This is a genomic window from Paraburkholderia diazotrophica (genome assembly GCF_038900755.1).
Taxonomy (GTDB): domain Bacteria; phylum Pseudomonadota; class Gammaproteobacteria; order Burkholderiales; family Burkholderiaceae; genus Paraburkholderia; species Paraburkholderia diazotrophica_A.
The window spans coordinates 38,865-57,382 of sequence record NZ_JBBPEN010000001.1 but is presented as its reverse complement, the minus strand read 5'-3'; the positions used below and the strand labels follow the sequence as shown (position 1 = coordinate 57,382).

Genomic DNA, 18,518 nt, shown 5'->3' with positions numbered 1-18,518 from the left:
GACGAATGGCCGCCTCCCGAGGAAGTGAATGACACTGAAGCACCTACCGCCCACGTTCTGCTGGACCAAGACAGGCCACGAGTCCAGTGAAGATCTGCCTGTCGTCGTTCTTCAAAAGGAATGGGAGCGCAGGCTGGGCGGCGGGCGTTTTCTGTGGGGCGTCGGCCAGTCGCTAGGCAACAGCGCGCAAGTTGCAGCGCACCGCACGGGTTCGCTGCTCGCGCTCCTTTCGCCGGCATCGAGCATGTCCAGACACGCCGGCCGCAAAAAGGAAGACATGCTGTTGTGGAACGCGTGGATCGACAGCGCGGGGCAGGTGCGGCAGCTTCCGCCTCACGCGTTCATCGTCAGCCGTGCGACGCTGCCTTCCGGGCAGCGCAGGGAACAGCATTACGCGCTGGTGTGCTCGTCGCCGATGGAACTAAGCATGGGCACGCGCTTGCGCGTGTACCCGGAACATCTGCGCAGCGTGAGCACGGGCAAAGCGCTCGGCGCCGCGCATGGCACGGCCGTCGTCAATTGCATCGCGCGCGCGGGCAACCTGAATGGCGAGAACGGAAAGACCGGCAAGAGCTATCCGATTGCGCTCGCCGTCGAACTCGAAGCGCCGTATTTCGTGCGGCTCACGCAACCCGGCGTGCTCAAGGCGCGCGATTTCGCGGAGATCAACAAAGCTACGCGCGACGGCGATCTCGCAACGTACATCGAACTGGTCGGGCGTTGGCGCAGCCGGCCGCCGCAAGAGCGCGTGCGCGGCTTCACGCGTGATCTGTTCGATATGCCGCCCGTCGAAGCGATGACTGCATTCGGCAACGCCGCACATGCGCAGCCAGGCTTCGCGACGTGACAGAGGCGGACTATCGGCGCGTATTTGTTGCATGGAACCTGGGAACACTGAATTTTCAGTGCTCGCGTTAAAAAAGCGCGTGTTGTTGTATTCCCGCCCTGGCGCTTGGCCGCGACCGGAGAGAAAATCGGCGTGTCGCGCAATGTAGTGCGACCGATATCCGTTCAAGTCGCTGGCTCCACTCCGTAGCTATTGCCGCACCGTGAGCTTGCGCACGTGAAGGCAAATGAAGTACTCGAACCTGAAACGAAATGGAGGAATGCCCATGTCGGCGATCACACATTCGCGGCAGGCTCAGGCCGCTCAGCGCTTTGTCCAGGCGACGCGAAATGTCGATCTGGCGTTTCGCGCCGTGCGCGGCGATCCGGAAGACGGCACATCGAATGTCGAATACGCAGCCGCCGTCGCGCAACTCGACCGCGCGCTCGACGAGCTTGCGCGTGCGCAGGCGCTGTTCGACTCGGCGGTTCGCAACGACGCGCGGCGGCGCAATTGAGTTCGTCACGCATGGCTACGCCCGTACGAATGGATTGTTGAACCCATCACCTTTCGAATCGCACGAGCAATGTCTACATCAATCGCAAAACTCGACGGCCAGGCCAGAGAGCGCCTGATCGCATGGATTCGACACAAGATGACCGAGTTCGGCATCACGGTCGACGCGATCGAGCGGTCGCTTGCTGAAGACGAGAAGTCGGCTCGCGCGGTGCGCTATCAGGACGCGCTCGGGCACGTGTGGGACGGCCACGGCGATTTGCCCGACTGGCTGCGCCGCGCTGTTGCATCGGGCCAAAGCATCGACTTTTTCCGCTGCGAGCAGGGCTAAACCGAACGATTCGCTGATACCGAAGCGCGCAGGCTGCGCAGCGTCAGCAGAACGAGCACGCCCATTACGAGGGCCGTGAACAGATAGAGGCCGGCAGGGCCCGCGATCGCCATCATCGCGGATGCGAGCGTCGGGCCGCCGCTCGCGCCGAACGAAAAGATCAACAGCAGCGCGGCGCTCACGGCGATCCGCTCGTCGGCGGGAATGCAGTCGTTCACATAAGACGCGACGACGCCATACATCGAAAACGCGACGGCAACATACAGATAACCGAGCGTCTCGATCAGCGCGCCGTCGCGCAGCACGAACAGCAGGATGCTCAACGTTCCGGCGCTCGCGGCGAGACTGAGCAGAACCTTGCGCCGGTCGAACCGATCGGCGACGCGCGCGACGGGCCATTGCGGCACGAGCGCCGCGAGCAGCGCAAAGCCCATGAAATGCGCTACGTCCGGCACCGAATAGCCGACGCGCCGCATGAATACCGGCTGCATCGTGTAGAACGCGCTGTTCAGCAGCCCGGCCGCCAGACACGCGATCACGCCGAGCGGCGCCCATCGATAGATCGTCCGCAGCCCCGACAGGCCGCGCGCGAGACGCGAGCCATAGGGCGCGCCGTGAGCATCGTGAGCGATGGCGGGCGCGGGCGCCGTGCCCGCAAGCGCGACGGGAATCAGCGATGCCGCAAACAGTGCGCTGACGGCGCTGAAGAGTTCGAAGCCCGCCGGATCGGCGAGGCCGATCAGAAACTGGCCTGTTCCGACGCCGAGATAGTTCGTGATCAGATACGCCGAGAACACGCGTCCGCGCTGCGCGTTGCTTGCGACCTGATGCAGCCAGCTTTCTATCACCGTGAAGATGCCGACCAGACAGAAGCCCGTGATGAAGCGCAGCGCGGCCCAGGTCGCGGCGCTGCTCCACACCGCATAGCCGAGCGCGCAACACGCCGATGCCGCGGCGAACGTGACGAATGCGCGATGATGACCGACGCGCCCGATCAGCGAGCCGCCATATACGGCGCCCAGCATGAAGCCGACGTAGTACGCGGACTGCACGACGCCGACGACGATCGACGGTGCCTGTTGCTGAATGAGCCGCAGCGAGATCAGCGTGCCGAGCAGGCCATTGCCTGTGATCAGGATCGCGTAGCCGAGCAGCAGGATCGCGGTGGAGCGCAGGCTGCTGACGGGAGGCAGCGGCGCGGGGACGGGCGCAGGAGTGGACTCATGGGTGGACCCATAACCCGACCCATAAGCCGACCCATAACCCGGCTCGTAACCGGCCTCATGAACGGGCGCAACCGGTGCGTTCGACGAAGGACCGCTTTCGATGAAATCGGCGCGCGGCTGCGCATCCGACAGGGAGAATGCGCCGCGCGGCTCGTGGGCCGCCGATTCGTGTGCCTGTGTCATCGTGCTCAGTCTCGTTCGTCTCTCGCGGCACCCGGATCGCGACGTTTTGCGGGCTTTCTCTCGTCGAATGTAGCGGGCGCGTGCGTCGCCGGCATGGCACGAATCCGACATCGGTTTGCGGTAAAACGACTTCTCTTTCGCGCTGCTCTTTCGCATTGGTCTTTCACGACGCGCAAGCGCGCGGCCGTCGGCGCATTTCGCGCGTCGGCGCTACCATGAACGCTCGCTGCGTTGTCGCCGTCAGCGCTTGATGCGGAGCCGCCGATCATGCTGAAGCACGTGAACACCGAACTGCTGGACATCGCCTATGAAGAAACGGGCGATACGCAAGGCTGGCCTGTCGTGCTGTCGCACGGCTTCCCGTATGACATCCATGCATACGACGAAGTCGCGCCGCTGCTGGCTGCGCAGGGCGCGCGCGTGATCGTGCCGTATCTGCGAGGCTACGGGCCCACGCGCTTTCTTTCCGCCGGCACGCCGCGCTCGGGCCAGCAGGCCGCGCTCGCCGCCGATCTGCTCGCGCTGCTCGATGCGCTGCATTTCGAGCGCGCGCTGCTCGGCGGCTACGACTGGGGCGGCCGCGCCGGCTGCATCGTCGCGGCGCTGTATCCGCAGCGCGTGCAGGGGCTCGTGACCGTCAACGGCTACAACATCCAGGACATCGCTGCATCGGGCAAGCCCGCGCCGCCCGAGAACGAGCAGCGCCATTGGTACCAGTACTACTTTCACGGCGAGCGCGGCCGCGCGGGGCTCGCGGAAAACCGGCGCGCGCTGTGCCGCCTGCTGTGGACACTCTGGTCGCCCACATGGCATTTCGACGACGCGTGCTACGAACGCACGGCGGCATCGTTCGATCACGCCGATTTCGTCGATGTCGTGATTCATTCGTACCGGCATCGCTATGCGCTCGTCGAAGGCGACCCGCGTTACGACGACATCGAACGGCGGCTCGCGGCGCAACCGCCCATCGGCGTGCCGTCGATTTCACTCGACGGCAGCGTCGACGGCGTGATGCCTGTCGGCGGCACCGCGCATCATGCGCCGCATTTCACGGGGTCTTACGAGTATCGCGTGATCGCGAATGCCGGACACAATCTGCCGCAGGAAGCGCCCGCCGCATTCGCCGACGCGCTGCTGGCCGTGCGCACGCGCGCCTGATCAGAAGCCTCTTCGCATGTTCTCCGGCGATCCGTTCTCGCACGCCATGTGGTAACTTTTGACGGTTCAAAACCATTCGAAAAGAGCGTTGCTTATGAAAGTTGCGGTGATGGGCGCGGGCGCGGTGGGCTGCTATTACGGCGGGATGCTGGCGCGCGCGGGACATGAAGTGGTATTGATCGGACGCCCTCAGCATGTCGACGCGATCGCGCGTCGCGGCCTTCGGCTCGAAACGCAGACATTCGACGAGCACATCCCTCTCGCCGCCAGCACGAATGCGAGCGCCGCGCAGGGCGCGAAGCTCGTGTTGTTCTGCGTGAAGTCCACCGACACCCACAGCGCCGCTCTCGCAATCAGGCCCTTTCTCGCGCCCGATACGCTGGTTCTCTCGCTGCAAAACGGCGTCGAAAATGCCGACGAAGTGCGCAGCATCGTGCCGCAGGAAGTGGCCGCGGCCGTCGTCTACGTCGCGACCGAAATGGCGGGACCGGGGCACGTCCGTCATCATGGGCGCGGCGAGCTGGTGATCGAGCCGTCGAAGGCAAGCGCGGCAGTCGCGCAGGCGCTGATCGCGGCGGGCGTGCCGACGGAGCTCTCCGGCAACGTGCGCGGCGCGCTATGGGCAAAGCTGATTCTGAACTGTGCGTACAACGCACTGTCGGCGATTACGCAGTTGCCTTATGGCCAGCTCGTGCAGGGCGAGGGCGTGAAGGCAGTGATGCGCGACATCGTCGACGAATGTCTTGCCGTCGCCAAGGCGGACGGCGTCACCGTTCCCGGCGACGTCGACGCGGCCGTGCGCATGATCGCGGAGACGATGCCGGGGCAATACTCGTCGACGGCACAGGACCTGTCGCGCGGCAAGCGCAGCGAGATCGACCATCTGAATGGGCTGATCGTGCGGCGCGGCGAAGCACTCGGCGTGGCGACGCCGTCGAACCGGCTGTTGCATACGCTCGTCAAACTGATCGAGAGCAAGTAATGCGGCGTTTAGCGTTCACGATGCGTGGACGCGCCCGCGTCTAGCGATGCGCGAGGATGTTCACGAGCTTGCCGAACGGATCGCGCACATAAAAACGCCGCACGCCCCACGGCTCGTCGACGGGACCGTATTCGATCGCGAAGCCCGCTGCGTTCATTGCGCCGAATGCGGCGTCCACGTCATCGACTTCGCTTGAAATATCGGGCACGGGCGTGCCCGAACCGCCTTCCTGCGCGAAGCTGATTTGCACGCTCATCGACTGGTCTGAACCGTATGTGCGAACCCAGCCGAGATCCATCAGCAAGTCGAGACCGAGAATCTCCTGATAGAAGCGCTGCGCTAGCGCCGTGTCCTTGACCTCGACGTTCGAGACGATCCGGTTGACTTTCATCGCTCAAGCCTCGGTTGGTCCGCTATTGCTGGGCCTGTTCTTCCCGAAACAGCGCCGTCTCTTCCGATAGCGCTCTCGCCACGTGCGGGCGCGCGACGTTGCGCTGGAAGTACGCATCGATAGCCGGCCATTGCGCGAGATCGACGCCGCAATACTTCGCCCAGTTCAGCACAGTCGTCAGATACGCATCGGCGACGCTGAAGCGATCGACCAGGTACTCGTGTGTCGCGAGATGCGTCTGCAACAGATCGAACCGACGCGCGAGCTTCTGCCGCGCATATTCCGCTGCTTCAGGCGGCGCGGTGGGATCGAGCACCGGCACGAACACACCTTTGTGCAATTCCGTGCTGATAAAGCCGAGCCATTGCTGCAGTTGCGCGCGTTCGGGTGTGCCCGGTGAAGGCGCGAGCCCTGCTGCCGGAAACAGGTCGGCGACGTAGGGCAGGATAGCCGTGTTTTCCGTCAACAGCCAGCCTTCGTCGGTGCGCAATACGGGCACCTGGCCGAGTGTGTTGATCGCATAGAAATCGGAACCGTCGCGCAGCTTCTTCTTTTTCGTGTCGACCTGAATGAACCCGGCTGGCGCGTCGGCTTCGTAAAATGCGATGCGCGTAGCCATCGAGCACGCGAGCGGCGAAAAATAAAGATCCATGGTGACGTCTCCCGAACGTTGCGTTGTTTTTGTACTATAGTGAACAAAAATCGACGGTGTCAAATATTTCTATGCGAAACGGTACAAAAAATGAAAAGCGCGCGCGTGGCCGGCCACGCGCGTACGACGCGGACGAAGCGCTGAGCAATGCCACTGACGCGTTCTGGGTGAACGGCTATTCGGGCACGTCGCTCGACGCGCTGAGCGAGGCAACGGGCATGAACCGCCCGAGCCTCTATGGCGCGTTCGGGGACAAGCATGCGCTCTATCTGAACGCGCTGGACCGCTATGTCGAAGCGGGTGTGCAGGCAATGGAATCTGCACTGAGCGACGACATTCCGTTGGGGCAAGCATTGCAGCGCGTCTATGACGGAGCGCTCGCGATCTACTTGCCGGCGGGCGGCGCGCCGCGTGGCTGCTTTCTGATCGGCACGGCGGTTGTCGAATCGAAAGTCGATGAAGAAGTGCGTATCCGATTGACGCGAGGGCTCAAATCGTTTGATCGTGCGTTCGAAAAACGCATACGTCGCGCGCAGGCCGACGGAGAACTTTCTGCCAATGCGGATGCTGCCGTTTTGGCGCGCGTCGCGTCCGCGATCATGCATAGCCTCGCGCTTCGTTCGCGTGCTGGCGATTCGCGGGCGTCGCTGCGCGCGACGGCGGCAGAAGGCGTCGCGTTGATTTGTGATGCATGTAACGAGAGCACGTTGAAACCTGCCAAGAGCGCATCTGTTACGCGTCCGGTAAAGCCTGCAAGGAAATAGACGATGCGCGTCGATTAGCGTCATTTCATGCGCCTTTTTCGATGCGCGTTTCATGGCGTTCACTGGTACAGGGTTTGCGCAATAACACTCGTACTAGTTACTTCATGGAGGAAGTCATGAAACTGGTCAAGCATGTCGCTATTCTTGCAGCGGTGACAGGTATTTCCACGGCGGCTTACGCGCAAACAGCCGTTCAGCAGAATCAGCCGGTTACTCGCGGCGAAGTGAAACAGGATCTGAGAAACGTCGAAAGCGAAGGCTATCGTCCGGGCGATGGCGACCGCACCGATTATCCGCAAAACGCACAGGCAGCCGAACGTCGTCTGTCGAGACAGCAGGGGCAGACGGGAGGCTACGGTGGCGTGACCAATGGCGCGACTGCATCGGGTATGGCGCCGCAGCCAATGAACAAGCGCAATAACGACGGCACGAAGGGCGTGTATTTCGGCCAATAAAGAGTCGCCGCGCAAGTAAGCGCATCGGGCAACTGAGCGCATGAGCAAGGACGGGCCGTGTGAAAATGCGGCCTCGTTCTTCTGTTGTGCCCGCATCGACGTATGCATCAGTTCGCGGGAATCGTCACGATGGGCGCCTTGCTGCTCGTTTCCGCTTCGGCGAGCGCCATCAGATTCTGGACGACCGTGAATGCATATTTCGAATCGAAGTCCGCGCGGTCGACCCAGTACGTGGACGGACCATAACGAACGGCTGCGTATGCATCGGCGGGCGGCTTGTCACCCGTCCGCACGATGATGGTCGGTCGCGTTTCTCCGCCGACTAGCGTGACAGTCGGCTTCGTCGAACCATCTTCGATCTTCTCATCGGGCACGTGCACCTGCGCGCCGAGATCGGTCAGGATGCCGAGCACTGAGCGCGTCAACAGTGCGATCTGATTTCCGCCGCGCGACGACTGCCCGTAAACGATTTCATAATCGCCCGTTTTTGCATCGAGATGCAGGAGCTTGCGGACCAGTTGCAAATCAGGTGCGGCCTTTTGGGCGTCCGTCGTCGTTGCCGTGCCCAGTATCAGATACACGTGCTGCTCGTTTTTCACACTACGCGATTCGACATTCAGTTCGCCCGCCATTTGCAGGCGGCGCAATGCCTGGATCAGTTGAAAGAACTGCGGCGACCCCGCGCTGTTTTCTCCGCCGAGTGCGCTACCGTTTTGCAGACCGCCGAGCGATTGCGCCGAAATGCGCAGCAACAGATCGATCGGTATGCCGCCTTCGGCGAGCGGAAGGACGAGCGTAGGCGCGAGTGGGCGGATATACGCCTGCGCATAGGCTTCGCCTGTCGTCGGTGTGAAGGTGAATGTCGGGTGATTCGAGTACGACACCGTTCCCGTCACGGACGCATAGTTCGGCACCGCGCCCGATCCGGCGTTGAGCGTGGACGAAGCGGATGCATCGACGTTATAGGCCGCGATGATCTGGCTGACGGTCAGAAACGAGGGCGCGTCGGCGAAGCGCAACGCGATGATGGCCGCGAGTATTTCCCGCTTCTTTGCTTCGCCGAGTGCGCGCGAATAGTCGACCTGATCGGCCTTTAGCAGCGTCGGGCCGACGCCGCTGCATGCCGCGAGCAGGCTGGCTGCGCAGCAGGCGAGTACACCTGGAAGTCTTTTCATCGGTGTAGAAATATTTGCGTGAATGGCATGGGCGGACGGCATGTGCCGGTAAAGACGTCCGTGGCGAGGTAGCACGTCGCGTGCCTCGCTCTCGACATGCAACGGTCAGCGCGAGATGTACAGCGGGAGATGTATGACTGCGGTACGGCTGCGGGACGAAAAAAAGCCCGCTCGAAAGCGGGCTGCCAAATGCGCCTGACGCGGGGAATCGCGTCCGGTTTCCTACTCCTTTTTGCCGCGCACCTCGCTATCAGGCCGCGTGCGAAATGTTTTTCGCGCTGCGCGTCACCACGTTCAGATTGCTCTCCGCGGTTTCGACTGCCTGCCGCGCCGTCTTCCAGATGCTCTCGTAAAACTCGTTCGCCGCCGCAATGGCCGTGTTCATCGCCGTGACGGCGACCTCGGCGCCTGCCGGCGCGCGTTGCGCGGCGTCGTCCAGATCGGCCTTGACCGCGCCGATCTGCGATTCGTACTGCGCGGTCGCGCGTTTCATGATGGCCGCCTGCGTACTCGCGATGATGTCGTACACCTGCTGGTTGTAAAGCGCGGTGCGCTCGACAACGGAGAGATCGCCCGCCTTGATCTCGCCGGCGCCCGGCATCTCGCCGTTTGCCAGTGCATTCATCGCGCGTTGCGTGCCGTCGCGCAATACCTGGAAATTCAATTGAACGAGCTTCTCAAAGCCACTCACCGCTTCATTCGCGATGTCGTAAAACGTCTGAACCCGGGCTTTCTGTGCGGCAGTCACTTCGTCGATGGACATGAACATCGCAGGGCCTCGCAAGGTTGAATGCGCGAAAGATTGACTGGCATCGATCGCTCGGCGATCGGCGCCAACCGGTTGCATGGGAGTTGTCGTAACGCGTTTATCCGTCCGGCGACGGCGTGTATGCGCGCCGGCTGACGTCATGGCTGCGCAGCGCCGAGCCGCGCGAGCAGCGCATGTCCGCGGTCTGTGACGCACGGATCGATGCGGGGTGCGTCAGGCAGGCCGATGGTGATCAGATCGCGGTCGGCCAGCGCGATCAGGTCGGCCCGATCGAGGTCCGACTGGTGTTTCGCGTCCTTGATAAGCATGAGCGTCGCAAATTCGTGTGGGCTGAGCACGTGTGTCTCCTAAAAGGCGCATCGCGCCCGCTCGCATGCATAAATGACCTGTGAATGCATTTGCGAGCGGTAAATATTGATTCGACGTTTTCCGTCTGAGGATGCTGCGACATCGACGGGGAACTCATACTAATGCGGCAATTGTCAAAATTCAATCGGAATTAGCAGTATATTTGCGGCCGGTTTTGTCGCGGGAATGCGCGGCAATTATTGCTGTGCGAAGCGCGATTAACAGGAAAATGTACCGGTGCTTTTCCGGCTGACCGGCAATCGTTAGCCCCGGCCTTTTCGCGAGGTTCGGCGAGCCTCGCAGGCATTATTTGGCGTCTGACATCGGACAGTCACATTTTTAGGCGTGTTCGAGACGATCCAGATAATCACGTTTGCAGGTTGTAGACACTAACGCGAACCATTCTTGGGTATTTACTTAAAACCGGTAGCGCTCGTTCTGAGTCTAGAGAAAACTTCGCTTTAACAATGAATATCGTTTTCATCGGAAGTGGAAATAATATTAGTCATAACCGGGCTAATGTTCTTTGCGCGAGGCCAATAAATCGGTGGCCTTTATAAGGCCTTTAAAACCCGCTGCGAGGAATCCGCTATCGGCAGATAAAGCCACGCTGTTCGCGCCCCTTCTCGCGCACGGCGATTTTCTACATGCTATTTTTGCGTCAGCCAGTCTGCGCGCAAGAGCAGACGGGCAGCCGGACCGACGGCACGTCGAACCCCTCCGACATGGCAGAACAAAACCCGCCACGCCGGATGTTTTCGCCGCCACACAATGACAGGGCACAGGAAATGGACCGCTTCGAGGCAATGGAGATCTTCACGCGTGTAGTAGATGCGAACAGCTTTTCAAAAGTATCTGAGATGCTCGATTTGCCGCGCGCAAAGGTGAGCAGGACGATTCAGGCGCTGGAAGAGCATGTGGGCGTGCGTCTGTTGAATCGGTCGACGCGTCAGGTCAGCGTCACTGAAGACGGCGCGCTGTTTTACGAGCGATGCGTGCGCATACTCGCCGAAGTGGCGGACGCCGAATCGTCGTTATCGAACAAGCGAGAGAGCCCGACGGGCACGATACGCGTCGATACGTCGGGCACGCTTGCGCGCGCGTTGCTGCTCCCGTCGCTCGAAGACTTCTATCAACGCTATCCGCAAATCGACGTGCGCCTGGGGCTCGCCGACCGCAATATCGATCTGATTCAGGACGGCGTGGATTGCGTGATCCGCATGGGCATGCTCGAAGAGTCGAGTCTCGTTGCGAAGCGCATCGGCAATGCACGCATCGTCACGTGCGCGTCGCCTGCCTATCTTGAACGGCACGGCACGCCGAAAACGCTCGAAGAACTTAGCCAGCATCAGGCAGTGAACTATGTGTCGGCGCGCTCGGGAAGAACTTTTCCATTCGAGTACAGCGTCGGCGGAGAAGTGGTGAGAGTGCAGATGAAGAGCGTGCTGGCCGTCAATGACGGCTCGGTCTATATCAATGCGGGCGCGCTGGGGCACGGCATCATCCAGCCGTCGCGCTTCATGGTGGCCGAGCTCATCAAGCAGGGCGCGCTGCGGGAAATCCTGAGCGAATACAACATTCCATCGACGCCGCTTTCGGTCGTCTATCCGCATCGCCGCAATCTCAGCTCGCGGCTGCGCGCGTTCGTCGACTGGGTATCGGAAATCGCGCAGAGAAATCCCGACCTGCGCATCACACAAGAGTGACGCTCTCGCGCTTGCCTGCTGCGCGATGCAACGTTAAGGCTACGCAGCAGGCAACGCAGCTCAGATTGACTTCAAGGGCTCGGCGGGATGCGGCGCATTTTCATAGGCGCCCCACACCGTCTGATCGAAGTTGACGATCGAGCCTGTCATCAAGCCCGATTCATCGCTTGCGAGAAACGCGACGGCGCGCGCAGCTTCTGCCGGATCGATGAGTCTGCCGAACGGCTGCATGGCGGCCGCCTGTTGCAGCCAGTCATCGGTTGCGCCATGAAACTCGCGCTGAATGCGGTCTTCGCCCGCCGAAGCCATCCAGCCCAGATTCAGCGCGTTCACGCGAATACGATTGCGCAATAGCGCATACGCGGTATTCTGCGTGAGCGTCGCGAGCGCGCCTTTGGATGCGCAATACGCGGAAATGAACGGCTGCCCCGCCTTTGCGGACATCGAGCCGATATTCACGATCGTCCCTTCGATCCGCTCGCGCAGCATCACGCGAATCGTCTCCTGCATCAGAAAGAACGGTGCGCGCACATTGGTCGCGAAGATACGGTCGAACAGCATGGGATCCGTATCGAGGATCGTGCCGCGATCGGTGAGTGCCGCCGCATTCACGAGCACGTCGATGCGCCCGAATTGTCGATCGGCAGTGGCGACGACACTGCGGCAATCATCGACATTCGCGAGGTCCGCCTGCACGAATACGACCTTTGCGCCACGCGTTTCGCCGAGCTGGTCCAGCTCGCGCGCTTTCGCTTCGCCTTTCTCTTTTGCGCGGCCGCAAATGACGATGCCACGCGCGCCGCGCTCGACGAATAGCGCGGCAATTGCGGCGCCTAGCCCTTGTGATCCGCCCGTGACAATGGCGATCTTCGAATCGAACTGGCCCATACGTTGTCTCCTGACATTCGTTCAATGGTGAGAGCAAGGTACTGCTACGAAGAGCGGAATCGCGCGGCTTGCTGCGCGCGCGGCGTGGATGCGATCATTGCGCTATTCCGATCACAACGAATCCGATCATGACCGAGTCCCGCCGCCGCAAGACGAGCATGAGTGACATCGCGCGCGCGGCGGATGTCAGCGAGGCGACCGTCGATCGCGTATTGAACGGACGCGGCGGCGTCTCGCGCGACAAGGAAACACGGGTGCTCGAGTGGGCGCGCAAGCTGAAAATCGATCGCGCGCTGGAGTCCGTGTCGGTGCGCTGGCTGCGCATCGCGATCCTGTTGCAGCAGCCCGTCGCGCAGTACTACGTGCATTTGAAGCAGGGTTTCGAGCTCGCGCAAAAGACGTTCGAAACGCAGCGTGTGATTTGCGCGGTCACGTACTTCGACAGCCTCGAACCACACGCCGTCGTCGAAGCGATCGAGCGGGCGACACGCAAGGCCGATGCGCTCGTGATCGTCGCGTACGAGCATCCGGATATCACAGCGGCACTGCGCCATGTGAGCCACAGGATGCCCGTCGTCACGCTTGCAAGCGATCTGCCGGGCACGGGCCGGCTCGCGTATGTGGGCATCGACAACCGCTGCGCGGGGCGGGTCGCCGGCGAGCTGATGGGCCGCTTTCTCGGCGATGCGGGCGGCAAGGTGCTCGTGATGACGGGCATGCATGATTTCCTCGGCCATGAAGAGCGCGAGAGCGGTTTTCGTTCCGTGCTGCGGCGACGCTTTCCGGCTTGCTACATCGTCGAGACAGTCGAAAGCCGCGAACAGTCGTCGATCACCGAAAGCCTGACGCGCGACGCGTTTCGCCGCTATCCGGACCTGCGCGGCATCTACAACATCTCGGTCGGCGACGAAGGCATCGGCAACGCGCTGCGCGCAATCGATCGCGTGCACAAGACCGTGCTGATCGGACACGAACTCAACGACACATCGCGACGTCTTCTGATCGAAGGGGTGCTCGATGCCGTGCTCGATCAAAACCCGATCGGAGAAGCGCTGCATTCGATCGAAATCATCCTGCGTCACTATCATCGCGATCCGGGCGTGACGTTGGCGCAGCAGATTCCCGTGTCGGTACTATTGCGCGAGAACCTGCCGCTTACCGATTAGTCTTGAGCCGGTCATGCCGTCTCCGCAGCGACGAGTTCTTTCAGCTTGACGGCGGGATCTTCGAGCTTTGCAGGCTCGATGCATGCGCGTTGCGCGATCAGCGCTTGTGCGACGCGCACATCGCGCGCGATCTCCGCGAGCTTGCCGACGCCGCTCGCGCCAACCAGCACGCCGTCGCGATCGAGCGCGAAGAAAATGCGCGACGTCGCCCCTGTTTCGCGCACGACGGTCTGCACGCCAAACGCAGGCATGCCCGCGATCTGTATCGTCATGTCGTATTGGTTCGACCAGAACCACGGCACTTCCGAATACGTTTCGCCGCGCTCCAGCATGTTGCGGGCGACGATGCGCGCGTGGTCCTCCGCGTTCTTCCAGCATTCGAGCCGCATGCGCCGCCTGAACAGACGATGCGGAAACGAACATACGTCGCCTGCTGCGAAGATATGCGGGTCGTTCGTGCGCAACGTATCGTCGACGGCGATGCCGTCCGCGACGTCGATGCCGGCGGCTTCGGCCAGTTCCGTGCGCGGCTTCACGCCGATGCCGACGACCACGCAATCGCAAGGGATTTGCGTGCCGTCCTTGAGCTTGACGCCCGTCACGCGCGTCGTGCCGAGCAGCCGTTCGATCTGCGCGGCGAAATGGATCTTCACGCCCATCTCGCGATGCCGGTCGATCAGATAGCCCGCGACGACTTCGGGCACCGCGCGCATCAACGCACGCGCGCCCGCTTCGATGACGACCACTTCGCAGCCGCGCGCCACAGCCGACGCCGCGACTTCGAGGCCGATGAAGCCCGCGCCGACAATCGCGATGCGCCGTGAAGGCTGCAATGCTTCGGCGAGCGCATTGGCGTCGTTTGCCGTACGCAGCAGATACACGCCTTCGAGATTCGCGCCCGGCACATCGAGACGCCTCGGCTCGGCGCCCGTCGCGATCAGCAGACGCTGATAGTCGATGCTGCGTCCGTCCTTCAGGATGACCTTGCGCGCGCCGCGATCGATCTGCTGCACGCACGCATCGACACGCAGATCGATGCGCCGATCGCAATAGAACGCTTCGTCATAGAACGCGCATTGCGCCGTGCTTCGCTCGCCGAGCAGCACGGCTTTCGACAGCGGCGGCCGGTCATAAGGGGTCATGCATTCATTGCCGAGCAGCGTGATCTCGCCGTCCCAGCCGTTTTCGCGCAGCGCATGCGCGGTACGCGCGCCGCATTGGCCTGCGCCTATGATCACCATCGCGGGACGCGTGCTCATGACGCCTCCTGCACGGGAAGGCCAAGCAGTACTTCGCCGTTTTCGACACGCACGGGGTACGTTTTCAGATGCACGCACACGGGCGCGCTCATCGCCTTGCCGCTGGGAATGTCGAAACGCCCCTGGTGCAGTGGACATTCGATTTCGCCATTCACGACGAAGCCATCGGCGAGATGCGTCTGCTCATGCGTGCACCAGCCGTCCGATGCGTAGTAGCCATCCGCGATTCGATAGACGGCGTAGCTCGCGCCATCGTGATCGAAGCGCATGACGTCTTCTTCGTCGATATCGTCGGGCGCGCACGCCGCAATCCAGTGGATCTTTGCATTCGTTTCGACGCTCATGGTGCTGTTCTCCTTTTTAGTGTTGTTCTACGTCAGGCAGTCGGAAGGCTTCGTTCGATCACGTGCGTGGGGTCCGTGCGCTGCTTCCACAACGCGGGCACCATTTCGCGGTACACCGCATACACACTCGGATACGCGGGAGGCAACTGGTCCTTGATCGCTTCGTGAAGACGCGGCAGTGCATGAAACGGCACCATCGGCAGCAGATGATGCTCGAGGTGATAGTTCATGTTCAGATATAGAAAGCGGAACACGAAGTTGGTATGAAGGGTGCGCGTATTCAGCCGATGGTCTTTCACGTTGACGGCAAGCCCCGCATGCTGCGTGAGGCCGAGCAGCTGATGCAGCCAGCCGCCATAAAAGCGCGGCGTCCATACGAACATCAGCGGGAGAAAGCTGCGCATTGCAATCGCCAGTGCGATCGTGCCGATGACGATGGTCAGATAGATGCGGCACGACCAGATCATCTTGGACTTTTCGCTTGTGGGCAGAAAGGCGTCGGTGGCGGCATCCACGCGGCCGAATGCGTGGCGCACGATCTTCACGATTTCGAGCGAGCTGCCGACCAGTCCGATGAAATCGAGGATGATGGGGAGTACTTTCGTCGGGCGCGTGACCTGAATTTCGGGGTCGCGCGTCTGGAAATACGTATGCGTGTGATGGCGCGCATGGCTCCAGCGCCACCAGTAGCCTTCGCGGATCGTCATGAACGACGACAGATGGTAAAGCGCGTCGTTGATCCAGCGTGTCTTGAACGGCGTGCCGTGCGACAGCTCATGCCAGCGCGCGTCGCTCGACGAATAGATCGTGCCGTAGACGAAGAACGCGGGCGCGGCCCACCACGTGCCCCACGCGAAGGCCGCCACCGCGCCGGAGGCGACGAGCAGCATGAGCCACGGAATGAAATTGCGCAGGCCCGCGGCATCGTCGCGCTTCATCAGTTCTTTGAGCACCGCGCGCGGAATGCGCGGCTGATACCACTGCTGCGCGATGCGTGCGTCGAACGAGGAGTCGTCTGCCTGGGGCGCCGTTGCGCGGCCATCGACGGCTGAAGTCGAGGACATGAGCTGTCTCCTTACTCGGATCCCATGCAAGCTTGTCGTTGCATGCTTTGCGTTTGCGGGTTTTCCTTCAGCGGGACGCTTCAGGACTTATTCCGTTTGCACAAAGATAGTAGAAGGAGAGCTTCGCCTCACGCCGAAAAATGATGGATTTCCATCATGCCACACAGACAACGCATGGATGACGCGGTAAAGCGGAGCGTGGGACGCTCAGGGGCGCAACAGATCGAATCCGCCGAACGCGATCACACCGCTCAACACGATGAGTGAAACCGAGTGCTGGCCGAAATAGAGAACTGCTGCGGCGGACCACATCGTCAGGCAAAAGGCGGCAATGCGTTTCATGCGGGTACTGCCCGAATAGAGCAACTGCGAATCAAGGGTTTTCCCTGTATATCATAGTTCTTCCGCGCAGGTGTTTTGCGCGGCTGAAATGAAAAGCGGGCGAGATGACCTTTCAAAAGCCATTCGCCCGTGCTGAAGCACGTACGCGCGTTACCGAACGCGCGTGCCGGCCATCATCAGAAGATATTGCGGATGCCCACCGAAACGCCCGTCTGGTTCGACGTGCCGGGCAGTTCGACTGTCGCTGCGCCCGTGACCTTGTTGAAGTCGACGGTGCCGTACACTTCCGTGCGCTTGGACAGCGCGTATTCCGCCACGGCCACGCCCGTATAGCGGTTGCCGCTGCCGAGCGCGCCGCCGCCGATTGCCGCGTTCTTCATGTGATCGTAGTAGAACGCGCCCGTCAGCAGCAGTGCGGGTGTCGCTTGCCACGTCACGCCTGCGAACGGACCGTCGTCCTTGCGGCCGGAACCCTTCAGGATGTCGACGCCGAGCGTCAGATCGCGCTGCGAGAGCGTGCTGTCGACGAAGCCTGTGTCGTCCTTCGAATGCAGATAGCCGATATAGATCTTCGCGGTGCTGAACGCGTAGACGGCATTCGCGTTGAAGATCGTCTGCTTGTGATTCGAGTTGTCGCTGTTCTGCTGCACGCCGGCCGCGACGCTCAGCGGACCGAACGCATACGACGCCGTGAAGCCGTACATATTGCCCGCGCCAAGGTGGCCGGGGATCTGGCCGGAGAAGCCATTTGCGCCCGTCGACGTCGAGTCCGTGCCGAACGAATACATCGCCTTGACGTTCAGGCCGCCGAACGTGCCGTCGTACTTCACGGCATTGTCCGCGTAGAGTCCTGCGCCCAATGCAACGGGCAGCCACGCGTTCTCGAAGTAGTTGCCGACGGTGAGAGGATCGTACGTATCGCCGAGCAGATCGAACAGCGGTGTCTTTTGACGGCCCAGCGTCAGCGTGCCGTAGTTGCTCGACAGGCCGACGTAGGCGGCGCGATTGAAGAGGCGCTTGCTGTCCGATTGCGCGCCGCTTTGCAGATCGATGCCGCTTTCCAGTCTGAAGATCGCCTTCAGCCCATTGCCCAGATCTTCGGAACCCTTCAGGCCGAAACGGCTGTTCGTAATCGCGCCGTTGGTCATGAAGAGGCGCCCGTCATTGTTCGCGTTGGAGTGCGTCAGATAGCGAATGCCGACGTCTGCGACGCCATACAGCGTGACCGAGCTTTGCGCGAAGGCAGACTGGCAGGCGAGGGCGATCGCCGATGCGCCCAATGCCGCGGCAGATCGTTTGAGTTGTTTGTTCATGGTTGTCTTTTCATCTGTTGAGAACCCTGCGTGAGCTTTTTGTTTTATGCGCGCCTCGCTCGATGCAGGCAGGCGGACTTTTATCACATCAATTTCGGCGACGCCGCGAACGTGACAATAGTGTTGCGCCGATGCCTCAGATGCGCCCAGTTGCGAGTCCAACAACGAAAAAAGGCGGCCAGTGGCCGCCCTGCTCGACAACTCTCTAACGCTGCTTAGACGCGATCGATCGAGTACTTGCCCGGACCCGTCACGAACAACAGCAGCAGTCCGCCGATGATGCTGATGTTCTTGTAGAAGTTGATCATATTGACGAATTGCTCCATGCCCGTTTGCGTCCAGTAATGGTGGCCGATAAACGCAGTGGCGAGCGTATAGACGGCAAGCAGCAGCGCGAGCAGACGCGTCTTGAAGCCGATGGCGATCACGATGCCGACCGCCAGTTCCATCACGATCGCAATGATCGCCGATAGAGCGGGCGCGGGCGCGCCCGTTGCCGCCATGTACTGCTCGGTGCCGGAAAAGCCGGTCAGCTTGCTCCAGCCAAACAGCACGAAAAGCACGACCAAAAGCACACGTCCGACGAGCAGCAGTGCATCCTTGCGTTGTTCGATAAAAGCGTTCATTTCAAAGCCTCTTTCAAGTTAATTGAGCAGTCAG

22 protein-coding genes are annotated in these 18,518 nt (G+C 61.4%); 9 read left to right on the top strand and 13 right to left on the bottom strand.

Features of this window, described 5'->3' with window-relative positions:
• Positions 1–28: 28 nt before the first annotated feature.
• From AABE10_RS00300 to AABE10_RS00290, 3 genes are all read left to right on the top strand, one after another.
• The gene (locus tag AABE10_RS00300) at positions 29–847 is read left to right on the top strand and encodes a hypothetical protein (protein ID WP_342931324.1); all 819 of its coding nucleotides are present in this window, start codon (positions 29–31) and stop codon (positions 845–847) included.
• 265 nt (positions 848–1,112) lie between these two features.
• Positions 1,113–1,343: a hypothetical protein gene (locus AABE10_RS00295; RefSeq protein WP_342931323.1), complete on the top strand. Its 231-nt coding sequence runs from the start codon at positions 1,113–1,115 to the stop codon at positions 1,341–1,343.
• A 69-nt stretch (positions 1,344–1,412) separates the two neighbouring features.
• Positions 1,413–1,673, top strand: coding sequence for an H-NS family nucleoid-associated regulatory protein (locus AABE10_RS00290; protein ID WP_342931322.1), 261 nt, complete (start codon positions 1,413–1,415; stop codon positions 1,671–1,673).
• Here the strand turns inward: AABE10_RS00290 and AABE10_RS00285 are convergent.
• Positions 1,670–3,082, bottom strand: a complete 1,413-nt coding sequence (locus AABE10_RS00285; RefSeq protein ID WP_342931321.1) for an MFS transporter — start codon at positions 3,080–3,082, stop codon at positions 1,670–1,672. The genes AABE10_RS00290 and AABE10_RS00285 overlap by 4 nt on opposite strands.
• Before the next feature lie 267 nt (positions 3,083–3,349).
• Between AABE10_RS00285 and AABE10_RS00280 the strand changes: the two genes are divergently transcribed.
• Both AABE10_RS00280 and AABE10_RS00275 read left to right on the top strand, forming a co-directional pair.
• On the top strand, positions 3,350–4,240 hold the full coding sequence (locus AABE10_RS00280; protein ID WP_342931320.1) for an alpha/beta hydrolase: 891 nt from the start codon (positions 3,350–3,352) through the stop codon (positions 4,238–4,240).
• A 94-nt stretch (positions 4,241–4,334) separates the two neighbouring features.
• On the top strand, positions 4,335–5,222 hold the full coding sequence (locus AABE10_RS00275) for a ketopantoate reductase family protein (RefSeq protein ID WP_342931319.1): 888 nt from the start codon (positions 4,335–4,337) through the stop codon (positions 5,220–5,222).
• A gap of 40 nt (positions 5,223–5,262) precedes the next feature.
• Here the strand turns inward: AABE10_RS00275 and AABE10_RS00270 are convergent, their stop codons facing one another.
• Positions 5,263–5,613, bottom strand: a complete 351-nt coding sequence (locus tag AABE10_RS00270) for a VOC family protein (protein ID WP_342931318.1) — start codon at positions 5,611–5,613, stop codon at positions 5,263–5,265.
• A gap of 22 nt (positions 5,614–5,635) precedes the next feature.
• Positions 5,636–6,265: a glutathione binding-like protein gene (locus AABE10_RS00265; protein ID WP_342931317.1), complete on the bottom strand. Its 630-nt coding sequence runs from the start codon at positions 6,263–6,265 to the stop codon at positions 5,636–5,638.
• 71 nt (positions 6,266–6,336) lie between these two features.
• Here AABE10_RS00265 and AABE10_RS00260 point away from each other — a divergent pair, with 71 nt between their 5' ends.
• The gene (locus tag AABE10_RS00260) at positions 6,337–7,029 is read left to right on the top strand and encodes a TetR/AcrR family transcriptional regulator (RefSeq protein WP_342931316.1); all 693 of its coding nucleotides are present in this window, start codon (positions 6,337–6,339) and stop codon (positions 7,027–7,029) included.
• Between the two features lie 116 nt (positions 7,030–7,145).
• Positions 7,146–7,484 carry a DUF4148 domain-containing protein gene (locus tag AABE10_RS00255; protein ID WP_342931315.1) on the top strand — a complete coding sequence of 113 codons (339 nt, stop codon included), beginning with the start codon at positions 7,146–7,148 and terminating at the stop codon, positions 7,482–7,484.
• A 107-nt stretch (positions 7,485–7,591) separates the two neighbouring features.
• Here AABE10_RS00255 and AABE10_RS00250 read toward each other — a convergent pair whose 3' ends face one another.
• The 3 genes from AABE10_RS00250 to AABE10_RS00240 form a co-directional block, all read right to left on the bottom strand.
• Positions 7,592–8,659 carry a hypothetical protein gene (locus AABE10_RS00250; protein ID WP_342931314.1) on the bottom strand — a complete coding sequence of 356 codons (1,068 nt, stop codon included), beginning with the start codon at positions 8,657–8,659 and terminating at the stop codon, positions 7,592–7,594.
• A gap of 250 nt (positions 8,660–8,909) precedes the next feature.
• Positions 8,910–9,422, bottom strand: coding sequence for a phasin family protein (locus AABE10_RS00245; protein WP_342931313.1), 513 nt, complete (start codon positions 9,420–9,422; stop codon positions 8,910–8,912).
• A 143-nt stretch (positions 9,423–9,565) separates the two neighbouring features.
• Positions 9,566–9,766, bottom strand: a complete 201-nt coding sequence (locus AABE10_RS00240; RefSeq protein WP_342931312.1) for a hypothetical protein — start codon at positions 9,764–9,766, stop codon at positions 9,566–9,568.
• Between the two features lie 798 nt (positions 9,767–10,564).
• Between AABE10_RS00240 and AABE10_RS00235 the strand changes: the two genes are divergently transcribed.
• Positions 10,565–11,482, top strand: coding sequence for a LysR family transcriptional regulator (locus tag AABE10_RS00235; RefSeq protein ID WP_342931311.1), 918 nt, complete (start codon positions 10,565–10,567; stop codon positions 11,480–11,482).
• 60 nt (positions 11,483–11,542) lie between these two features.
• Here the strand turns inward: AABE10_RS00235 and AABE10_RS00230 are convergent, their stop codons facing one another.
• The gene (locus tag AABE10_RS00230; RefSeq protein WP_342931310.1) at positions 11,543–12,370 is read right to left on the bottom strand and encodes an SDR family oxidoreductase; all 828 of its coding nucleotides are present in this window, start codon (positions 12,368–12,370) and stop codon (positions 11,543–11,545) included.
• Between the two features lie 128 nt (positions 12,371–12,498).
• On the opposite strand from AABE10_RS00230, the gene AABE10_RS00225 reads away from it, so the two are divergent.
• Positions 12,499–13,536 carry a LacI family DNA-binding transcriptional regulator gene (locus tag AABE10_RS00225; protein WP_342931309.1) on the top strand — a complete coding sequence of 346 codons (1,038 nt, stop codon included), beginning with the start codon at positions 12,499–12,501 and terminating at the stop codon, positions 13,534–13,536.
• Between the two features lie 11 nt (positions 13,537–13,547).
• Here the strand turns inward: AABE10_RS00225 and AABE10_RS00220 are convergent, their stop codons facing one another.
• The 6 genes from AABE10_RS00220 to AABE10_RS00195 all read right to left on the bottom strand — a co-directional run bounded on the left by AABE10_RS00220 (position 13,548) and on the right by AABE10_RS00195 (position 18,484).
• On the bottom strand, positions 13,548–14,795 hold the full coding sequence (locus tag AABE10_RS00220) for an NAD(P)/FAD-dependent oxidoreductase (protein ID WP_342931308.1): 1,248 nt from the start codon (positions 14,793–14,795) through the stop codon (positions 13,548–13,550).
• The gene (locus AABE10_RS00215) at positions 14,792–15,139 is read right to left on the bottom strand and encodes a MocE family 2Fe-2S type ferredoxin (RefSeq protein WP_342931307.1); all 348 of its coding nucleotides are present in this window, start codon (positions 15,137–15,139) and stop codon (positions 14,792–14,794) included. Before AABE10_RS00215 ends, AABE10_RS00220 begins: the two co-directional genes overlap by 4 nt.
• 32 nt (positions 15,140–15,171) lie before the next feature.
• On the bottom strand, positions 15,172–16,203 hold the full coding sequence (locus AABE10_RS00210) for a fatty acid desaturase (RefSeq protein WP_342931306.1): 1,032 nt from the start codon (positions 16,201–16,203) through the stop codon (positions 15,172–15,174).
• Between the two features lie 207 nt (positions 16,204–16,410).
• Complete coding sequence (locus tag AABE10_RS00205; RefSeq protein WP_342931305.1) at positions 16,411–16,545, bottom strand: hypothetical protein; 135 nt, start codon at positions 16,543–16,545, stop codon at positions 16,411–16,413.
• Positions 16,546–16,721: 176 nt separating this feature from the next.
• On the bottom strand, positions 16,722–17,858 hold the full coding sequence (locus AABE10_RS00200) for a porin (RefSeq protein WP_342931304.1): 1,137 nt from the start codon (positions 17,856–17,858) through the stop codon (positions 16,722–16,724).
• Positions 17,859–18,073: 215 nt separating this feature from the next.
• Positions 18,074–18,484 carry a DoxX family protein gene (locus AABE10_RS00195; protein WP_342931303.1) on the bottom strand — a complete coding sequence of 137 codons (411 nt, stop codon included), beginning with the start codon at positions 18,482–18,484 and terminating at the stop codon, positions 18,074–18,076.
• Positions 18,485–18,518 lie beyond the last annotated feature (34 nt).